Consider the following 19135-nt stretch of genomic DNA (forward strand, 5'->3'; position numbering starts at 1 on the left):
CCTATTCATAGTTATAAGGTACGGGTTTGCCAAAATCAGGGCGACCGTCCGTCGTCCAGCCAAATGGTTGAACCATGGTGTGACGGTTGGGATCATAAAGCGGATCGCCCTTGATGTCGGTATAGTTACGGCAATGGTAAACTAATAAATCAGTTTTACCGTCTTCGGCCACGGTGAAGGAATTGTGTCCCGGACCGTATTGTTGAATGGCCAAATTGCTTTGGAAAACTGGAGTAGGCGACTTAGCCCAATTACGGGCGTCTAATAAATCGGCGTCTTCGTCGATAGTTAGCATTCCCATGGCATAGTTTTCGTCAGTAGCACTTGCCGAGTAGGTTAAGAAATACTTACCGTTACGGTGCAAGATCGCGGGACCTTCGTTAACCCAGAAAATTTTAGTTTCCCAATCGTATTCAGGCTTGGTTAACATCACTGGTTCACTCTTGAGGGTCCACGGATTTTCCATTTCAGCGATGTAAATGTTGGAATTTCCTTTGATGGCCGGATCCTTTTGCGCCCAAACGTAGTAAAGACGGTCGTGCGCCTTAAAAACGGTGGCGTCGAGGGCGAAGGTATCTAGTGGCGTTTTTACTTGGCCGCGTTCAATCCAATCACTTTCGTCACGCATGGGGTTAGGATTATCGCATTCTAAGCAATACATCCGGTGTTGAAACATGCCGTTGTGGTCGAATTCTTTAGTATGGGCAGCGGCAAAGTAAATGAACCATTTTCCATCGATGTAATGTAATTCGGGGGCCCAAATGAGCTGACTCATCGGACCGCTACCATCGGGATGTTTACGCCAAATCGTACGGGGAGCCGCGTGGGCTAGTCCGTTCAAGGTTTTTGCGCGCCGAATTTCAATCAAGTTATAAGCGGGAACCGAAGCGATAAAATAGTAATAACCGTCGGTGTGCTTATAAATATAGGGATCCGCCCGTTGTACAATAAGCGGATTAACGTAATCAGTTGCGGATATCATAGTGAGATACTCCTTTTATGAAAATGAATTGTAAAAAAATGGTGTGGAAACTTTCGAAAGGTTCGTGAAGCATTTATTACACGAGCAATATATGACCGCTTGAAAGCGTTGTCAACCTTTTTTGTTAATCTTTGGAAGGAATTTGCAAAAAAATCTCTTTGCGTTAACTTTATTATTAAATTAAGCGCTTGTAACCGGTTTTTTATTGGCATATAATTAATTGAAAAGGAAATGTAAACGGTTTGATAATGGAGGGTATATGCAATTAGATATCTCGGATGCATCGTTAAAAGTTTATGAGGCGTTGGCAAGTTCGGTACGACTTCAAATTATTCGTTTGCTGTCGGATCAACCGATGAGTGTTCAAGAATTAGCCGAAGCGTTAAATTTGAGTAGCCCAATCGTCACTAAGCACTTGAATAAACTGGCGGAAGCAGAAATTATTCATAGTAAACGGCAGGGGCACCAAAAGGTTTCTTCCTTGCGAGTGGATACGATTGATATTAAGTTTCCACGGCAAATTTATCCGACGTTTAGCGTCCACAAAACTGGAATTCCGATTGGACACTACACTGAATTTAGCGTAAAACCATCTTGCGGATTAGCGGGACCAGACGGGTACATTGGTAACGTCGATAACCCTAAGTACTTTATGTTACCCGAGCGGATGAACGCCGGAATGATTTGGTTTAACGACGGTTACGTGGAATACCAGACTCCCAACTTTATCAATATTGATGAACACTTGGAAATGCTTGATTTATCTATGGAACTGGGATCGGAATTTCCGTTTTCCAACAATACTTGGCCATCAGATATCACCTTTTCTATTAATGGCAAGGAAATCGGAACGTGGCGTTCACCAGGAGATTTCTCTGACGTTCGCGGGAAATACACTCCGGACTGGGTTCCAGATAACGTGAACCAATACGGAATTTTAAAAACGCTCCGAATTACCGACCACGGTACTTATCTAGATGGGCAACCGTTCACGGAAGTTTGCTTAGCGGATTTGCCCGTTAATAAAGACGTCTGGACGATTCGTTTTGAAATTAAGCCCGATGCCAAAAAGTCGGGCGGTTGTACTATTTTTGGTGAAGGTTTTGGTAATTACGACCAAAATATCGAGTTATCCGCTTTTTATAGTTAAAAAAGATCGCCAGCCCTCGGGGGTAGCGATCTTTTTTTGTTTAAGTAAATTTAATTTTTTAAGAACGCCCGTAAGTCAGCCATTTGGCTTTCGATTACTGCCGTCCCTTGATGATATAGATCCATGAGCTTATTATTGTCGCGTTCTACTCGAGAAACGGTCACTGGTTGTTGGGGCCGAATTACAAAGGCTTTTCCTTCCCGTTCCAAACGTTCAATTTCTTCAAGGCTTTCGTTGTAACGCCGGGGCCGACTTTCAAAAGCGGATACAAATTGTGGAAAGTCCCGGTATTTCATCCGTACTAGCCGGTTCATTGCTCGACTGTTTTCAGCTTTTCGGTAGGTGATGTCGCGCGTTAAAACGATGACTAATTTCTCGTAACCGAGTTCTTGGGCACGTTTGAAGGGAATTGAATCTGCAATTCCACCATCTAGGTATGGCTGGTGGTTAACGACCCGGATGCTGGAGAGTAGCGGCATGCTAGCGGAAGCTTTAATGGCTTCTTCCTGGCCTTCAGTGTCAGTTTTTCGGAAAACGTCGGCCTTACCAGTCAATAAATTGGTGGCGGTGATTTCAAAAATTTGCTTGCTATCTTTGTAGGCCATGTAATCAAACGGACTATATGCGTAGCATTCTGGAGAAAATAGGAAGTCCAGGTTGAAAATTCCACCGTTACGGACTAAATTATTAAAACCAATGTAGCGTTTGTCGTGCAAGAAATGTAAATTAACATCCTTAGAACGTCCCTTTTGCTTAGAAATATAATTCATTGCACACATCGTGCCAGCTGAAACGCCGTGAATGTATTCGAATTCCATTTCTTGATCAATGAAATAATCTAACACCGCACTGGTGAAAAATGACCGCAGTGCGCCGCCTTCTAAAATTAAAGCTGCTTTTTCCAATGGAATCCCTTCTTCCTGTAGAGTATACAGTCGCTATTTTAGCGCTTTTAGTAGGGTGCTGGCAAACGAGTTTTTACACTAACAATAATTTTTAATCGCAGTTTTAGAAGACGACATTTGCGCAAAAAAATAGTAAGATGGTGAATACCAAAATGAGTTGAGTACGTGAGCAAAATAGGGAGTGAATTTGATGATAAGAATTATAATTTTAGCCTTGATAATCTACGGGATTATTCAAATTCCCTTTATTATTAAAGCCTATTGGGGAAGACGAAAATACCAACAAAAAATTAAAGATGGCGAACGGCAAAACCAAAAGATTATGGAAGAAAAAAAGAAACGGGAACAGCGCTAAATGTCAAAATAAAAGTGGCGATAACTGAGTTCGGAATGGGTAAACTTAAAATTCAACATTAACGCACCAAATAGGGACCAGAGATTTTTATCTCTAGCCCCTATTTTTTAGTGGATAATTGGATTAGGGAGGATTACCACTTTTAAGGTACTTTAAATGGTTAGCAATAAAATAAGTTTTGAAAAAGCTAGTGGTTAAGTTGGTAACCAACCTGACTGAGCTTATCCGCGAACCTTCACACCTTGGTTGCTAACCATTTCGTGATACTTCAGGTACACCTCGGCGTAAGGATGTTCACAATCCTCGTGCCAAGGCTTTACGTGTCCACAGAAATGAATTAACTTAGGATCTTCACGTGTTTCTGCGTAAGGTTCCAACAATTCGGTCCGCGGTGGAAAAATGGTTTCCATTACAATGTTGGACTGGGCGTTCCATTGGGGATGCAAGTGTAGCCAATCGTTGTAAAGGTTGGCGTTCAACGCGTCCTGATCGTGGAAACGTAATTTTTCGGGGTTTTGGTTGATGTAATCTAACACTTTTTGGGTGGTTGACTTCGCCCGCCAACGGACGAGGTCAATTAACATCATTCCCGAATTAAAGTACTTTTCATTTTCCTTAGTGATTCCCATTTTTTCCAACCGGTCGTGGAATCCAGCATCCTCTACGGCAGCAATTACGTTGCCCTCTAAGTTGGTTTGCCATAATTCATGCAAACTTGTGTTGGCAATGATGTCGCAGTCGAGGTAGATTGCCCGGTTGATGGATGGCAACAGTGCCGGAGCTAAGATGCGGTAGTAAGCCGTTTTAACAATCCGGTCACTTTCTACTGCGTTAGCTAACAATTCTTCGTTAACTTCCACAATTTTAATCGTCGCGTTGTCATACCGGGCAATGATGCTTCCCAATAACATCATGTCGCGATCAGTCAGGTGATCGGGTAACAAGAAGAAATTGTATTGGTGTTCCGGATCATTTTCTAAAATCGAAATATAAGAGGTGGCAAGCGGTTGAATAAAGGCCGAGTTTGCCGCTGAGATAACGTTAATCACTCCACGATGCATTTCCAATTCACCAAGTTCTTCGTGATACTCATCTAAATAAGGATGGACGGTGAGGTCCTTCCACGGTTTTTCATGAGTAGTGAAATGAACAATGCTAGGTTCCTTAATGGCTTCGTCGATTAGTTCAGCGTAGCCCTGGTTGATTGGCCGATGTTTTCTGAAAATAATCGAGTTTTGTAAATTCCATTTTGGATGAAGAAATTGAACTTCACCAGCTAACACGGCGTTAAGCGCGTCTTGGTCGTGGAAAATAATTCGGTCGGCATGATTTCTAATAAAAGCCAAAGTTTTTTCTGTGATTCGATGGGCGTTCCACCGGGCAACATCGATCACCATGATTCCGGAATTGAAATATAGATTACTTGCGGCAACCACGGGATCGACACCTAGGCGATGCAATGCAAAAGCCTGTCCCGTATCAATAACCGCACCCACGGTATTTCCATTTAAATTACTTTCGGCAAGTTCGGTTAAGTCCTTCCGGATCAAAACGTCAACGTCTAAGTAAATTAATCGATCAATCTGCCGCGAAGCTAGTAGCTTAGGGGCGATGATTCGAAAATATGCGGTTTTATTGATGTGTTGGTTCGTTGGGCAAAAATCAAAACGTTCGTCGTCAAGATTTAAATACTCAATGGTATGAAAATTATGCATCAATTTGTCTAACAGTGCCCGGGTTTGGTCACCAAGGTTGTTGGTTAAAACAATGAAATGGGCCCGGGTTGCTGAATTTAAGGTTTCTAAAGCAGTTTTAATGGTAATGCATAGTTGGTCAGCGTAATTACGGTCCGCTGCCAATAAGATATTAATTTTTTTCAAATTCATCCACCCCTTTTTTGATTTGTGTGCCCATTATATAAATTTATTCAAAATTAAGTAAAGTAATATGCAATAGTTTTGATAAGGAAATCAAAATATTTGCAAACGCTATTCTCCGTCTGTATAATTCAGGACAAGTAACGAGATTGTTAGTTGTTTGAATGATAGGAGGTCACGCAAATGAGTGTAATAGTGCCGATTGAAAGAATTAGGTTGGGAAATAGTGAAGTGGAAACTCCTGGGTTAACACTAAAAGTCACAAACGTATTACGGGGAGAAAACGCCGTGCTTGGCTTCTTAGATGGCGGGGATGATTTGATTATTTCCGTATTAAAGGCGCAAAATGGTAAAGCTAACATTGGCGACCAGTGGATTAAATTTGAAATTCGCGATCTAGGAAACCAAGTTGAAGTTCGTTGTGATGAGACAATTAAAATTACGGATATTTTTGCACTCTTGCAAAACATGACCCGTAGTTACGTTTAAACGGGTTAATTATTGACGCAAAAATCGCAAAAGATGTATAAATTTTAGCTAATCGTTTTATTAAAAAATAAAAAGGTTAGAAAAATTTCCAACCTTTTCTGTAATGAATAATTATTCGTCATAGTAAAACAAATAAAAAATGAGACCAGCCACTTAAGGGCTTGGTCTCAAATTTTTGTGTTTTTAAGTTAATAATTAATCCGCTTCGGCAATCTTTTGCATAATAAAGTGTGCAGATTTGCGTAACTTGTAAAGTTCTTCATCGGTCAATTGCAATTGCAGCTGTTCAACAATCCCGTTACGACCAATCACGGCTGGGTAAGATAGGTAAGTGCCGTATTCTTCGCGGAAGTTAGACACAGGTAAAACTTCGCGTGCATCGTTTAAGACCACGTTAGCCAACCGCACTGCTGCAGCCGCCACGCCGTAATTTGTGTAATGTTTACCCTTCATTACATCACCAGCACCAATTCGAGCTTCTTCGTTAATTTCATGTAAGTCTAAACCGCGATCGCCAGCAATTTCTTTGATGGGCCGGTCGAAAACACGAACCGTTGACCATGCGGTGAATTGGGAGTTGCCGTGTTCTCCAAGGTTATATCCGGATACGGAGCGAGGATCGATGTTGAGTCCTTTAGCAACCGCCCGCTGCATCCGAGCTGAGTCTAGCAACGTACCAGTCCCAATTACGTGTTCCTTTGGTAAACCAGTAACTTCTTGGTATAGCGAGGTAATTACGTCTACTGGGTTAGTGATGGCGATAATAATTCCGTCAAAACCAGTTTCCTTAATCTTTTCCGCAACTTTGCGAACTTGTTGCCGGTTATGTGGTAATTCCGCAAAACGGTCAACGTTCGGGTTGTCGCTGAGTGAAATTTTGCCAAGAGCTGAAATGATAATATCCGCATCCTTTAATGCGGCGTAGTCATTAACGACAATATTGGTATGGTAAGTCAGGTTGGCCATGGCGTCTTCAAAATCTAAAGCGTCTGCACCGACTTTGGCTTCGTTTTGGTCAATCAATACTAAATCATCTGTGTATCCGTTAGTGATTATTTGTTGGGCGACGGCTTGACCGACGTGTCCCATTCCGATAATTCCAATTTTTCTTGTCACTGTTACCACCTCCATTGCCATTTTAAGCTACGATGTTAAAAAAAGCTACTAGCGTATTTTGACTAGCTTGATTTCGCTTTCAAAGGTGAAAGGGACCCAGAGTTGTTTTATTTTACTTCCTTATAATTCGTGAAAAGCTGGGTTTAAATAAAAGGGCACAATGTGAATAAATTCCAAATTTTTTCACATTTTATGGTTAATTGATACGCAGATGATAGACAACATGTTAGAATGACCAGTAGAAAGCCGTTTCATTGCCTGTAAACAAGTTTGAGATCGTTTTCTTGGTTGATTAGTTTTAGGAAAACTAATACGGATTTATTTCGGTTTTAAGTAAGCTGGCGGGCATGGTTTAGTGCTTTATTAATTGGTGCGTAGAACAGCTCCCCAAATTTCATTTTAAAAGTAATATAAAGTAGCTGTTTTTAAGATGATAAGATGATAAGATTGTCAATGATTTAAAAGGTACATACCTAACATTTGATTCGAGAGGTGAAAAGATGAAAGTTGTAATTGCATCAGATGCTTTCAAAGACTGCTTAAGTAGTGAAGAAGTTAACGAAGCAGTTCGCGAAAGTATCTTAAAAATTAACCCTGAAGTTGAAGTGGTGACCGCTGGAATTTCCGATGGGGGATTAGACGGCTTAGAAGTTTTAAAAAAATGGGGACGTGAAATGGAAGAAATCCCTTTTAAAACTACGGATTTGATGGGCCGCCCGGTTGATGCGCCGTACTTAATCACTAATTATAAAAAAGCACCGCTAGCCATTATTGCAACCGCTAGCACGACTGGTAAACATCGGATTTTGCCGTCGCCAGGTTCCTTTATTCGGGCCACGAGTTTTGGCTTGGGAACCCAAATCCGTGACGCGCTAGGACGCGGGGCAAAACGGATTCTGATTCTTACGGGAGACTCGGGGGTCAGCGACGGTGGTCTAGGTTTACTTCAAGCTTTAGGCGTTAATTTTTATGACGAAGATGGCCATTTAATTGGACGGGATAAGAACTTGCTAGCAACTAACTTCCAGGAAGTTCGTAATTTAGAAAGTGTAGTCCAACAATTCAACCATGTGGAAATTATGGTGGCTACTAATACAGACCGTACCTACGCTGGATATCGTGGAGCCCAACGTACTTGGGGAATGGATAAGGGCGGTACTCAAAAACAAATTGAAGTGTTTGATAAACGGATGGATGGCTTTTTCATGACGGTTATCAAAGAATTAGATTTAGATTTAAGAGACGTACCTGGTTTAGGCGTAGATGGTGGAATCGGCGGTGCGTTAGCAGTCTTGGGTGGTCAGATAGTTCCCACTGGTGACATAATTGCTAACTTGGTTGGCTTGCCGCAAAAGCTAGAAGATGCCGACTTGTTTATTAGTGGTACTGGAAAAATTTCGCATCATCCCCAAACCCCGCACGTGGTAAACCAAATTCTGGATCTAGCCACTAAGATGTCCGTGCCAGCCGTAGCAATTTGCGGTCAAGTAGATAATTCGATGCGGCATTATCCTAACGAAAAAGTAGCCGTCTTCTCCATTCAAAGAAGACCTAGTTCGTTGAGACGGTCAATGGAAACCCGGTATGCTACCGTAAACATTAAAATTGTTACGCGTAATATAATCCGGTTAATGAACATTGCCCGGGCTGAAAAATAATTTGAAGTTTAAGCTGGAAGTTGTTGAAAAACAGACCTAGCTTAGGTTTGATTTAAATGTAAGCGGTTGCGATAACGTGAAGAGGCAAAACGATTTACTTTTAGTAAGTAAAGCAGTATACTGGGCGCACAATTATTTTTAGTAAGGGAGTGCTCATTTGGCAAAAAAATCGAAAATTGCAAAAGAAAAGAAGATTGAAGCAACGGTAATGCGCTATGCCGCATTACGCAAACAATTAAAGGCTCAAAAAGATTACCAAGGGCTTAGTAAGTTACCGCGCAACGCTTCACCAACTCGAATTCATCGTCGTGACGCGCTGGACGGTCGACCACATGCTTACATGCGTAAATTTCAGTTGTCCCGGTTGAATTTTAGAAGGTTAGCTCACGAAGGCCAAATTCCGGGCGTGAAGAAGGCTTCTTGGTAAAAAGATATTTTTATACAGATGTTAATTAGAATTAGCGTAGGCATGATTGCCTGCGTTTTTTTGTACGGTCAGAAATTTTTGTATAAAGGTAAACGCAGGCTGTAGTTTTCAACTAGGGGAGACTTTTATTTGAAAATCTCCTGAAAATAAAGTGGTAAGATGGTATATGTACATAATCATATTAGAGAAAGAAGTTTTTTTAGTGAAGTTAAGGACCTTGCTTTATGTCGTCATTTCTACTTTTTTGTTTAGTTCAATGGAGATTGCGCTGAAGGTTGCTGGAGGGACGTTTAATCCGATTCAATTAAACTTTATCCGTTTCTTATTTGGCGGATTGCTACTATTACCCTTCACAATGAAAACGTTGAAAAAACAAGGACACCGTTTGAAAGGGCGGGACATTGCCGCATTTTCGATGACTGGATTTTCATGTGTATTAGTCAGCATGACGTTATACCAATTGGCCATTCAGTTATCGTTACCAGCCACAATTGCAATTTTGCTAAGTGCTAACCCCGCGTTCGGGATGTTAATTGGCCTAGTTTTATTGAAGGAAAAAATGTCACGAACCAACACGTTAGCCGTAATTTTAACTTTGGCCGGGTTGTTAGTAATCATCAATCCGTTTAACTTGACCAATCCTTTAGGAATTACGTTGGGCTTGTTGAGTTCGATTACGTTTGCGATTTACGGGATTTTAACCCGACTTAGTTCGAACAAGTTGGGATTTGGCGGAATGACCATGACTTGTTTTTCTTTCATTGCGGGGGCAATTGAATTGGCAATTTTTATGGCGATTACCCACATACCAGCAGTTAGCAAGGCGTTTAGTGGACTGGAAGGTTTTAGCGACATCCCATTCTTCCAGGGGATTACCCTTTCAAATATCTTATTGCTAGCTTACATAAGTTTCTTGGTAACGGGAGTCGGATTTGGTCTATACTTTGTAGTAATGGGCGAAGCTGGCGTGCCGATTGCTTCGCTAATCTTTTTCATTAAGCCGGCCTTGGCACCAATTTTATCGTTATTAATTTTGGGAGACCCAATTCATTTAAATACCATCGTGGGAATTATAATTATCCTGATAGGTTCGGTAGTCACCTTAGTGGGAGAAAAGATTGCTATGAGAATGAGCAAATAATAATAGAAAGTGGAAGTCACCGGGTTATTTTCGAGAGTTAACAAGATTATGTAATTAAACGCGATTTAACGATTGACTGCGTAATCAGGTTAACCGTAAAAATTGGTGGCTGGAGCTGATTTAGACTCAGTGGTTTAGCTGCCCGTCAGCGGTTAAACTATTTCCCTCACCTACTATTCAAAAAATATTTAAAACAACCAAGCGGAGCGAATTTAGCTCCGCTTTTTATTTCCCATAAAACGTAGGGATGATTTAGAGAAACTTTAGAGGTCGTTCACACTTTAATTTAGCGTATGTACTATAATACATAGATAAGTAATCGCAATTAAGGAAGGAAAAGCGTAAATATCAATGATTTTTTTTATTAATGCACAAATGCCGGAGCAGAAATCAGGAATTGAACATGCGGAGTTAAAGCGAATTGAGCTGTTTAATAAGATGAAGGTAGATTGTCGGCTAGTTTTACGTGACTGGAGTGCGGATACACACCGACTTACGCAAGCAGTGGGGATTGACGACCAGCAGTTGATCAACATGTTTGACTACTACCAACAAGCTTTACAAGTGAAACGCCGGATTATTCATGCCACTGATTTAGACTTTGGGGTCGCGGATGTGGAACTTCAATATGAACCGGAAAATCAACGGTATTTAGCGGTGACGCCTGCTCAGGAACTGGTTGCCCGGATTAATGTAGCGGGCGACGAGGAGCGGGTAGTTTCTACGGAACTTTTTGATGGGGTTGGCAATCTTTATCGGGTGGATAACTATGATTACCGGGGCTTTGTCTCGCTTTCGCAATGGTATACGCCGGATAACCAAATTGAAAACGAAGAATGGATGACTCCGGAAGGTAAAACGGTTATCGAAGCTTTTACCAAGCAGAATCGGGCTGGTGAACTTAAGCCATCAGGTTGGAAATTAACGGACCGTCACGGGAAAGTTTACCAATTCGATACGATTGAAACCTTCACTAAGCATTTTCTAGACGATTTGAATGACGAGTTTTGGTCGACCAAACAGCCTAATATTTTTATTTTGGATCGTAATCACCTCGCCGACTGGGCCTTTTTAAACATGAAAAAGCCGGCTTATCGAGTGATTCATTTGCACAACTCGCATGCTAGTGATGCACAAGCACCAATGGATTCCACGTTAAACCAGCATTATGAATTTGCGTTGCGGTCAATGGATCGGTACGATGCTTTTATTAGCGCCACCCAAAAGCAAACTGCGGACGTCCGTCAACGTTTCCAACCGCACGCCCGGTTATTTACCATTCCGGTGGGAATCGTGCCAGAACGATTGCGCAAAGCGCCACGAATTCCGGTTGCCAAGCGACAGTTTGGAAAAATGGTGGCTTTTGCCCGAATTGCGTGGGAAAAGCACCTCGATGATTTAGTGCGGGCCATCGCCATTGTTCATCAAACCATCCCGGAGGTGACCCTGGACCTTTACGGTTACGCAGACCCTGCCAATAATTATGAAGCAAAACGTAAGGTGGAAGAAGTTGTTCAACAAAATCATTTAGAAAAGGTAGTCAGTTTTAAGGGCTACACTACCGCGGTTGATGAAGTTGAAAATCAAGCGATGATGTTTGGGCTGACTTCCCGGATGGAAGGCTTTAACTTAGCCGTGATGGAAGGAATTGCACACGGTTTGATTTCCTTTACGTACGACGTTAATTATGGACCAAACGAAATCGTAGAAAACGATGTGAATGGGAACGTGGTGCCTTACGGTGATTATGAAGCAATGGCCCAGGCCATCATTAAGGTTTTAAAGGACCAACAATTAGCACAACGCTACTCTACCGGGGCGTACACCTCGGCCGAACGTTATTCAGAAAAACAGGTTTGGCAAGCGTGGCAAGCCCTACTAGACGACGCGCAAACAAACTGGCCGGCTAAGCTTCAAGCAATGCCAGAATTTCGGGAGGATTTTGAATAATGAAGTATTTTGTTAGTCGAGGAATTTATACGTTCAATTCGGGAACTGAACACTCCCAAGCCCAACGAACCCGGCTTTTTAACCAACAAAACGATCCCGCACATTACGTGACGATGGATTATAACCGCTTTTGGCTACGGGATGCCCAACGCGTGGGGTTGGACAGTGGACAAGTACTAAATATGTATGATTACTTCCAAGGAACTACGCAAATTCCGACCGTACCGGTGCCAGTACGTAAATTTAAACAATTGCCGTTTGACGAATATCAACTAGTTGATCACGGCCCCGATTATTATACGGTTGATCACGCGGGTCGTCAGCTGGCACGAATCAACATTCTGCCAGGAACGGTCGGTTTAGTGGGGGATGTTGAATACTACGACCGCTTTGACAACTTAGTTTCTCGGGATAATTACGATTGGCGCGGGTTTAAGTCGTCGACGGATTATTTTCATCCCGATGGCAGCTTAGGAGCGCGACGTTTTTTAAATCCAGCAGGAGAAGTGGTTTTAGAAAATGTTTATATGAACGTTGCGGAACAGTTACAGCCCACCATGTGGAAGTTAATTGATTATCACGGAAAAGACTACCGGTTTGATTCGCAGGAGGATTTGTTTTTATTTTTCTTGAATGAAATTGCTGAGCAGGACCAAGAAGCAGTCATGGTTGCTGATCATCGGGACGTGGATTTGATGGTTATGCAAGTTGAAAACGCTAAGTCTCGCTGGCTAGCCTTTCACGGCACACATGTGGACCGCCATGGTAATATTTACGCGGCCTACACGCCCGCATTTCAAGCAGAGCCAGGAGAAATCGATGGCATTATTGTGCCTACTGCCCAACAACAGGCGGTTATTCGAGAACAATTTCCCCAAACCCCAGTTCACGTGGCGGCTGATACGGTGATTGATGAAAGAACTTTAGCGGAGAACGTTTCCCAGAAGAAGCGGACCCCAGGACGGATAATTTTTAGTGGGCGTTTGGAAAGTGACCGGCGCCCCGACGAAGCTTTGGCCGCCTTTTTACGCCTGTTTGATCAGTTGCCAGAAGTCACGTTAGAGTATCGAGGTTACACCAATGATCATCAGTTATTAGGTCGGCTAAAACAGATGGCCCAACACATGGGAATTGCTGAACACGTCATTTTTGGCGATTACCTAACGGATTCGGAAATGAACGATTTTTATAATCACGCGCAAGTACTAATCAACACGTCTTTTGACGAAGCGGGGGGGATTAGCGTTGTAGAAGCCATGGCTCACGGAGTTCCGGTGGTTGCGTACTATACCGACTACGGCATTGAAAAGCTGGTGCAAAATAACGTTAACGGTTTTGTGGTGACAAATGGCGACCAAGCGCAGATGGCTCGTCGAGTAAAACAAATTTTACAGGACCCTCAGCTATGGCAAAAATTAGGTGAAGGTGCCCAGCAAACTGCTCAGGCTTATCAGGCGAAGAAAGTCTACCAACAGTGGAAAAATATTTTAGGATAAGTGGACTAGAAGTCGGAAAGCTTATGAACACTAATAAAAAATCGACCATTGCCAATTCAGGCATAATGGTCGATTTTTGGATTGAGCGGAATGAACTAACTTTTGACGCACGTTTTGGCTTTATTAAAGTCAAAATCCCAAAAGGATTTTTAAGTTTTTCCAGCTGCTCTTTTTCTTAAAAGGAATAACTATTTGATTACGCGGAAACGTTCGTCGTCAGGCATAAATTCCTTATCACCGGCTGGTTGTTCGATTGAACCGAATGGCATTTGTGCCTTCAAAGTCCAGTTAGCTGGAATATCAAATTTTTCCGCGATGAATTTGTCAGCAATTGGGTTGTAGTGTTGGAGGGAAGCACCAATGCCTTCGTTAGCTAACGCAGTCCAAACGTCTACGTTGGCAATTCCCATTCCGTGTTCACCAAACATGTCAAATGCATCTTTGTATAGTGGGAAGTTCTTCTTTAAGTTAGCGATGACGTCTTCGTCCGTGTAGAAAAGGACGGTCCCGAGTCCAGCCTTGAAGGCACCTTCAACCTTTGCCTTAGTAGCTTGGAAAGCTTCTTCATTAGGAACTTCACCATGCAAAATATTTAAAATGCCGTCCCAAAGTTCGTCGTGGGCCTTACCGTAAAGGATAACCGCGCGAATTGATTGGCTATTAAAAGCACTTGGAGACTGGCGGATTGCTTCTTCAATGATTTCGGTAATCTCATCTTCACTGAGTTTTACATTTTTACCGAGTGCATAAATTGAACGACGTTTTTTTAAGTTTTCTAAAAATGAATTTGACATATTGGACATCCCTTCTGTAACTATATTGTCTGGCTTACTTTTAGTAAGTGAATTTAGTATATATAAAAGTTGAGGGGATTGCAAGTTTTTTAGAAAATAAATTGACCGATTGCCAATCAATTGTAATAATATGGTTAATAAACGATGTGGCGGAGGATGGAAGATGAAAAAAATTATCACGGTGATGGCCGCTTTAACCATGGTAGTCACCTTGGGAGCTTGCGGCAAGAAAGCGGCATCGAGTGGGACGGTTTCTTCAGAAAAAACCACCCAATCACCGACTAAGTTGCAAGTGGTTACTAAGAAAAAAGAGACTAATAATTTGGGAAACGTTTTAATTACGATTAAAACCAACCCGAAGGCTAAAGTTAAAATCACCAATACTAAAACCAAAAAAGTTGCTAATTTGACGGCTGACGCGGACGGTAAATTAGTTTTTAACGCGCATTTGGGTGAACATACTAAGTCGGCCGAGTTTATGATTACGGCTACGGCCAAACATCACCAAGCAAGTGAAACGCAAAAATTCAAGGTGTATAACGATTCGGCTGCGTTCCACAAGTGGGAACAAAACCAGAGCAGTGCTGCAGAATCCTCTTCGTCAGCTGCAGAATCTTCGTCAGTTGATGAGCAATCTTCATCAGCAGACGATAGTAGCGCAGAAGTTGATATCACCGCGGGAGCCGATGCGGCTAGCGCGGATAATTCTGCGGACACAACCACCGGGGGTAATTCCACGGGAGGCTACGTAGCTCCAAGTTACAGTGCTCCGAGCTATAGCTACCCAACTTATCACGGTGGTGGCGGACATTACCACCCAAGCACTGGCGGCGGGAGCACTAATTCGGCAGCTAGTTCTAGCGACACGAATGGCAATCAAACTGATCAGTCAAATACTAACGCAACGACGGGTACTGACACGGTTGAAGCAACCACGGAAGACGCGACCGAAAGTGCAGAATAATAAAAAAGTTGGGGTTGAAAGTAAATTTTTGCCCCAACTTTTTTGTATGCTTTTTTAAAATGCCCACCTAGTCTTCAAAAGGAGCTAAGTGGTTTACCGGACCGTACTTATGGCCCACGGCAATGGAATTGCTAATTGCAGCAGTAACGAATCGTTTACCAATTCGGATGGCAGTGGCAATGTCAGTTCCTTTAGCAATTTCGGCGGTAATGCAAGCCGAAAGTACGTCACCGGTTCCGTTAACGCGGTCGGTTTCGACGTATGGTGCGCTCATCCAGAAGCTTTCCCCGTCTTCTAGAAGAACAAAGTCGCGTACTTCACTTTGGGCACCTGGTTTGTGGGAACCTTTAAGAACCACGTTTTTAGCACCCATGTCTTGTAACATTTTAGCAGCCCGTTCCATATCGGCATCGTTTTGGATGTCAATACCAGTTAGCTTGATAGCCTCATAAAAATTAGGGGTAATCACGGTGGCTAACGGAATCAGCTTCGCTTTCAAAGTTTCAAATGCGTCTTCTTCTAATAGTAGGGCGCCGTGTTTAGTGATGATGACCGGATCCAAAACTAGGGGTCCAAAGTCAAATTTTTGATAGTTTTTGACAACGATTTCAATCATTGGTGCGTCAGCTAACATACCGGTCTTACTAGCCCGGATTTTGAAGTCGTCCGCCAGTGATTGGAATTCTTGGTCAACAAAATCAGTTGGAAGCGGATGGCTAGCTTGAATACCGTAAGAGTTCCCGGCAACGCAAGCGGTCATCACGCACATTCCGTGGACTTGGCGACGTTGGAAGGTGTTTAAATCAGCCTCCATTCCTGCGCTACCATCGGAATCAGAACCGGCGATTGTTAAAGCTTGTGGAAATTCATTTGACATTAAACTCACTCCTTATTCTTTACTTAGCTTAAGGATAACATATTTAAAAATTGGTAGATCAGTAAGTTGGGGGAAGAAAAAAAGGAGTTTCCCATCAACTCAACGCTGAACGAGGGAACCTCCTAAAAAAATTTAAAAAAGTTAACGACGTGATGCCGTTTGTAAATTAGTGGCAGCATTTTGGAAAATAATTTGTTGGATTCGGTTAATCGAAAGTTGAATGACCGAATTTTCGTTTTGAACCTGTTGGTGGACTAAACCGGTAAACTGATTCCAGTGCTTGATTAGTTCTGGAATCGATGGATAGTTAGCTTGCCGAAATACCGCGAACAAAACGTCCACGATTTGGTTAGCGTCTTCTTCGGTAATGTTAGGGGATAGTTGTTTAAAAAAGGGCGATTGATCCAAACCCTCAGGAGCAGCAATCCCCACGGTGCCCGCAAAATTTCCGGCTCGGTCGGCAACCCAGGAAGTAAGGTCGTGTTGCCAAATTCCGGCATTTAAGCTCTCAATGGTACGTTGGGGAAAAGGGTGCATCCCTACGAGAGAAAATACCGAGAGGGGAGCTACTAACTCGACAATGGGTACTTCGAATCGGTAATTTCCTAGGGGTAATCCGGGACTTTCAAACAGGAAAACTTGCTGAATACGCTGGGCAGCCGGAGCCGTTAGATGATGACATGCTAGAGCAGCAATCGCGGCACCTCGGGAAAATCCCACGCAAATAATTTGCCGATCGTCAGTCTGTAGACTCCGTTGTAAGTACGATTGGGCGGCGGTCTGCAAAGTTGTTGGATCGGTTAATGCAAAGTGCAAGTCTTTTTGCCAACTAAGCAACGTTCCGTTAGGTCCCCGAAAGGCAATAACTTTTAAAGTTTTGGTAATCCCGAAAGTGATTGCTAAAAAATTTTCATCATCCGGACTGAGTTCTTCTAGAGTAACCTTCTGATAACGGTTGCTGTGGGCAATTTGTTCCAATAGTTGCCGGTCGGCCGGCAGGGTTAGGTAATCCTTGGCTTGAATCTGGGCAAGGAGCGTAGCGCAAAAATCTGGCAACTTTGCTGGCAGCGCTAATTCACTAGTTGCCATGGTTAACGGTAATTCTACAAGTCGACTGAATAAGGCTAGGTCTAATTCGAGTGGGTCGTGGATTGGACGTTGATACTCGCTTAGAAAATTAGTTAGTTTGGTCATTTGGATTTGCCCCGATCTCTTTATCTATATGAAAAAGGGTAGCACGCGACCAGTTTTTCAGTCAAACGGTGCTTTCACGTCAAGCAGCTATCTATGATATACTGAAAGCGAATACAACATTGGTTTAGACCAGTGTAAATAAGGAGGAAAAATAATGGGTAGACTAGGTATTTCGATTTATCCCGACCAAATGGGGATTGAGGAAACCAAAGCGTACATTAAATTAGCAAGCAAATATGGTTTTCAGCGAATTTTTACGTCGTTCTTGCAAATTAAGGGGGATCAAGATCAGGTGGTGGCCCGTTTCAAAGACTTAATTGAATACGGGAAGTCACTGGGGATGGATACCATGGTCGACATGAATCCGAAACTATTTAAACAACTGGGCGTGTCGTACGATAACCTCAAATTTTTCCATGATATCGGCGCGTGGGCAGTGCGCTTAGACGAAGGTTTCACAGGGATGGAAGAAGCACGGATGACGCATAACCCGTACGGCTTGAAGGTGGAAGTTAACATGAGTCGGGGAACCCATTATATTGACCAAATTATGGATTACGCGCCCGACCGGCAAAATTTAATTGGGTCGCATAACTTTTATCCACAACGGTACACCGGGTTAGGATTGGATTACTTCAAGCAAACTTCCCAACAATACCGGCGGCACAATATTAATACGGCGGCCTTTGTTAACGCACCTTCTGGTTCCGTAGGTCCTTGGCCTTTACAAGAAGGGATGGTCTCATTGGAAATGCATCGTGGACAATCGTTGTTCACCCAAATTATGCATATGAAGATGTTAGGCTTGATTGACGACATTTTGATTTCGAATGCTGGAGTAAGCGAGGCGGATCTCAAGGAAGCGGCGATGGCCTTCAACACTTCGCAACCAACCATGCGGGTGGTTGCGGATGCCGACATGACTGACACCGAACGCCAAATTATTTTCGACAGTCAACACACGTATCGGGGAGACCATTCCGATTACGTATTACGAAGCACCATGACGCGAGTTTGGTATAAGGATGCGGATGTTCCGGCGCGCCACACGGTTCCAATTCACAAGGGTGACGTGCTGGTGATGAATAACGAATACGCACAATATAAGGCGGAAACCCAAATTGCGTTGCAAGACTTGGAGAATAACGGCCGAGTGAACGTGGTGGGCCACGTGGCAGCAACCGATATGATGCTGTTAGAAACGTTGCAGCCATGGAGTGATTTTTGGTTAACCGGAGAGAGTTGGGTTTCAGAGCCCGTTTCGACTGGATAGCAGAGGGACCCAGGGTTCTCATCGCGGGTTAAGTTTTAGTTAACCGGAAGAAACTGGGGCTAATAGCCCGTTTTGACTGAATGGCAAAGAAGCGTAGGGCCTAGTCGCGGTTTAAGCGACTAGGTCTATTTTTGGTTAACCGGAGAGAGTTGGGTTTCAGAGCCCGTTTCGACTGGGTAGCAGAGGGACCCACAAGTCCCATTGCGGTACGGATAGTTAAGTTAATGCCCTACACTACTTCTGAAATAGGCATTTACCCCAAAAATGGGCCGGCTACCGTACTTAACTAATTTTGACAAATTATTTGACTCGGAAAGGTTACTAAAAAAACAAATTACATATTTGTGCATATTGGTTTTAATTTGTAGGTACAAATGTTAAGATAAAATTGTGAAAGCGATTTCAACGCTTTGGCCGGTATTACAAGGGTATATCACTTATTTTGTACGTTTGATTATTGGGATGCCGGCAAATTTATTTATAAGGA

Annotated in this window: 17 protein-coding genes; 10 read left to right on the forward strand and 7 right to left on the reverse strand. The window is 42.9% G+C overall.

Features of this window, described 5'->3' with window-relative positions:
* Position 1: 1 nt before the first annotated feature.
* Positions 2–982: a glycoside hydrolase family 43 protein gene (locus NYR25_00830; GenBank protein UWF33985.1), complete on the reverse strand. Its 981-nt coding sequence runs from the start codon at positions 980–982 to the stop codon at positions 2–4.
* Between the two features lie 259 nt (positions 983–1241).
* Between NYR25_00830 and NYR25_00835 the strand changes: the two genes are divergently transcribed.
* Positions 1242–2132, forward strand: a complete 891-nt coding sequence (locus NYR25_00835) for a metalloregulator ArsR/SmtB family transcription factor (GenBank protein UWF33986.1) — start codon at positions 1242–1244, stop codon at positions 2130–2132.
* Between the two features lie 50 nt (positions 2133–2182).
* Here the strand turns inward: NYR25_00835 and NYR25_00840 are convergent, their stop codons facing one another.
* A complete protein-coding gene (locus NYR25_00840) occupies positions 2183–3037 on the reverse strand; it encodes a patatin family protein (protein UWF33987.1) in 855 nt (284 codons plus the stop codon).
* A 190-nt stretch (positions 3038–3227) separates the two neighbouring features.
* On the opposite strand from NYR25_00840, the gene NYR25_00845 reads away from it, so the two are divergent.
* Positions 3228–3392, forward strand: coding sequence for a hypothetical protein (locus tag NYR25_00845; GenBank protein UWF33988.1), 165 nt, complete (start codon positions 3228–3230; stop codon positions 3390–3392).
* 221 nt (positions 3393–3613) lie between these two features.
* Here NYR25_00845 and NYR25_00850 read toward each other — a convergent pair whose 3' ends face one another.
* Positions 3614–5278, reverse strand: coding sequence for a glycosyltransferase family 8 protein (locus NYR25_00850; protein UWF33989.1), 1665 nt, complete (start codon positions 5276–5278; stop codon positions 3614–3616).
* A gap of 174 nt (positions 5279–5452) precedes the next feature.
* Between NYR25_00850 and NYR25_00855 the strand changes: the two genes are divergently transcribed.
* On the forward strand, positions 5453–5758 hold the full coding sequence (locus tag NYR25_00855) for a hypothetical protein (GenBank protein UWF33990.1): 306 nt from the start codon (positions 5453–5455) through the stop codon (positions 5756–5758).
* 195 nt (positions 5759–5953) lie between these two features.
* On the opposite strand, the gene NYR25_00860 is transcribed toward NYR25_00855, so the two are convergent.
* On the reverse strand, positions 5954–6874 hold the full coding sequence (locus NYR25_00860) for an L-lactate dehydrogenase (GenBank protein ID UWF33991.1): 921 nt from the start codon (positions 6872–6874) through the stop codon (positions 5954–5956).
* Between the two features lie 500 nt (positions 6875–7374).
* Between NYR25_00860 and NYR25_00865 the strand changes: the two genes are divergently transcribed.
* The 5 genes from NYR25_00865 (at position 7375) to NYR25_00885 (ending at position 13546) form a co-directional block, all read left to right on the forward strand.
* On the forward strand, positions 7375–8532 hold the full coding sequence (locus NYR25_00865; protein ID UWF33992.1) for a glycerate kinase: 1158 nt from the start codon (positions 7375–7377) through the stop codon (positions 8530–8532).
* 208 nt (positions 8533–8740) lie between these two features.
* Positions 8741–8959, forward strand: a complete 219-nt coding sequence (gene rpsN, locus NYR25_00870) for a 30S ribosomal protein S14 (protein UWF34699.1) — start codon at positions 8741–8743, stop codon at positions 8957–8959.
* Between the two features lie 166 nt (positions 8960–9125).
* A complete protein-coding gene (locus tag NYR25_00875) occupies positions 9126–10100 on the forward strand; it encodes a DMT family transporter (protein UWF33993.1) in 975 nt (324 codons plus the stop codon).
* 351 nt (positions 10101–10451) lie between these two features.
* Positions 10452–12050 carry a glycosyltransferase gene (locus tag NYR25_00880; GenBank protein UWF33994.1) on the forward strand — a complete coding sequence of 533 codons (1599 nt, stop codon included), beginning with the start codon at positions 10452–10454 and terminating at the stop codon, positions 12048–12050.
* Positions 12050–13546: a glycosyltransferase gene (locus NYR25_00885; GenBank protein ID UWF33995.1), complete on the forward strand. Its 1497-nt coding sequence runs from the start codon at positions 12050–12052 to the stop codon at positions 13544–13546. The genes NYR25_00880 and NYR25_00885 overlap by 1 nt, the downstream gene beginning before the upstream one ends.
* A 188-nt stretch (positions 13547–13734) precedes the next feature.
* Here the strand turns inward: NYR25_00885 and NYR25_00890 are convergent, their stop codons facing one another.
* Complete coding sequence (locus NYR25_00890; GenBank protein UWF33996.1) at positions 13735–14340, reverse strand: nitroreductase family protein; 606 nt, start codon at positions 14338–14340, stop codon at positions 13735–13737.
* A gap of 163 nt (positions 14341–14503) precedes the next feature.
* Here NYR25_00890 and NYR25_00895 point away from each other — a divergent pair, with 163 nt between their 5' ends.
* Positions 14504–15304 (forward strand): hypothetical protein, encoded by an 801-nt coding sequence (locus tag NYR25_00895; GenBank protein UWF33997.1) that lies wholly within the window; start codon positions 14504–14506, stop codon positions 15302–15304.
* A gap of 67 nt (positions 15305–15371) precedes the next feature.
* Here NYR25_00895 and thiD read toward each other — a convergent pair whose 3' ends face one another.
* Both thiD and NYR25_00905 read right to left on the reverse strand, forming a co-directional pair.
* Positions 15372–16181, reverse strand: a complete 810-nt coding sequence (gene thiD, locus NYR25_00900; protein UWF33998.1) for a bifunctional hydroxymethylpyrimidine kinase/phosphomethylpyrimidine kinase — start codon at positions 16179–16181, stop codon at positions 15372–15374.
* A 141-nt stretch (positions 16182–16322) separates the two neighbouring features.
* Positions 16323–17375, reverse strand: a complete 1053-nt coding sequence (locus NYR25_00905) for a DUF2974 domain-containing protein (protein UWF33999.1) — start codon at positions 17373–17375, stop codon at positions 16323–16325.
* A 154-nt stretch (positions 17376–17529) separates the two neighbouring features.
* Here NYR25_00905 and NYR25_00910 point away from each other — a divergent pair, with 154 nt between their 5' ends.
* Positions 17530–18648 carry a MupG family TIM beta-alpha barrel fold protein gene (locus tag NYR25_00910; GenBank protein ID UWF34000.1) on the forward strand — a complete coding sequence of 373 codons (1119 nt, stop codon included), beginning with the start codon at positions 17530–17532 and terminating at the stop codon, positions 18646–18648.
* Positions 18649–19135 lie beyond the last annotated feature (487 nt).

This window comes from Pediococcus acidilactici (assembly GCA_024970065.1).
Taxonomy (GTDB): domain Bacteria; phylum Bacillota; class Bacilli; order Lactobacillales; family Lactobacillaceae; genus Pediococcus; species Pediococcus acidilactici_A.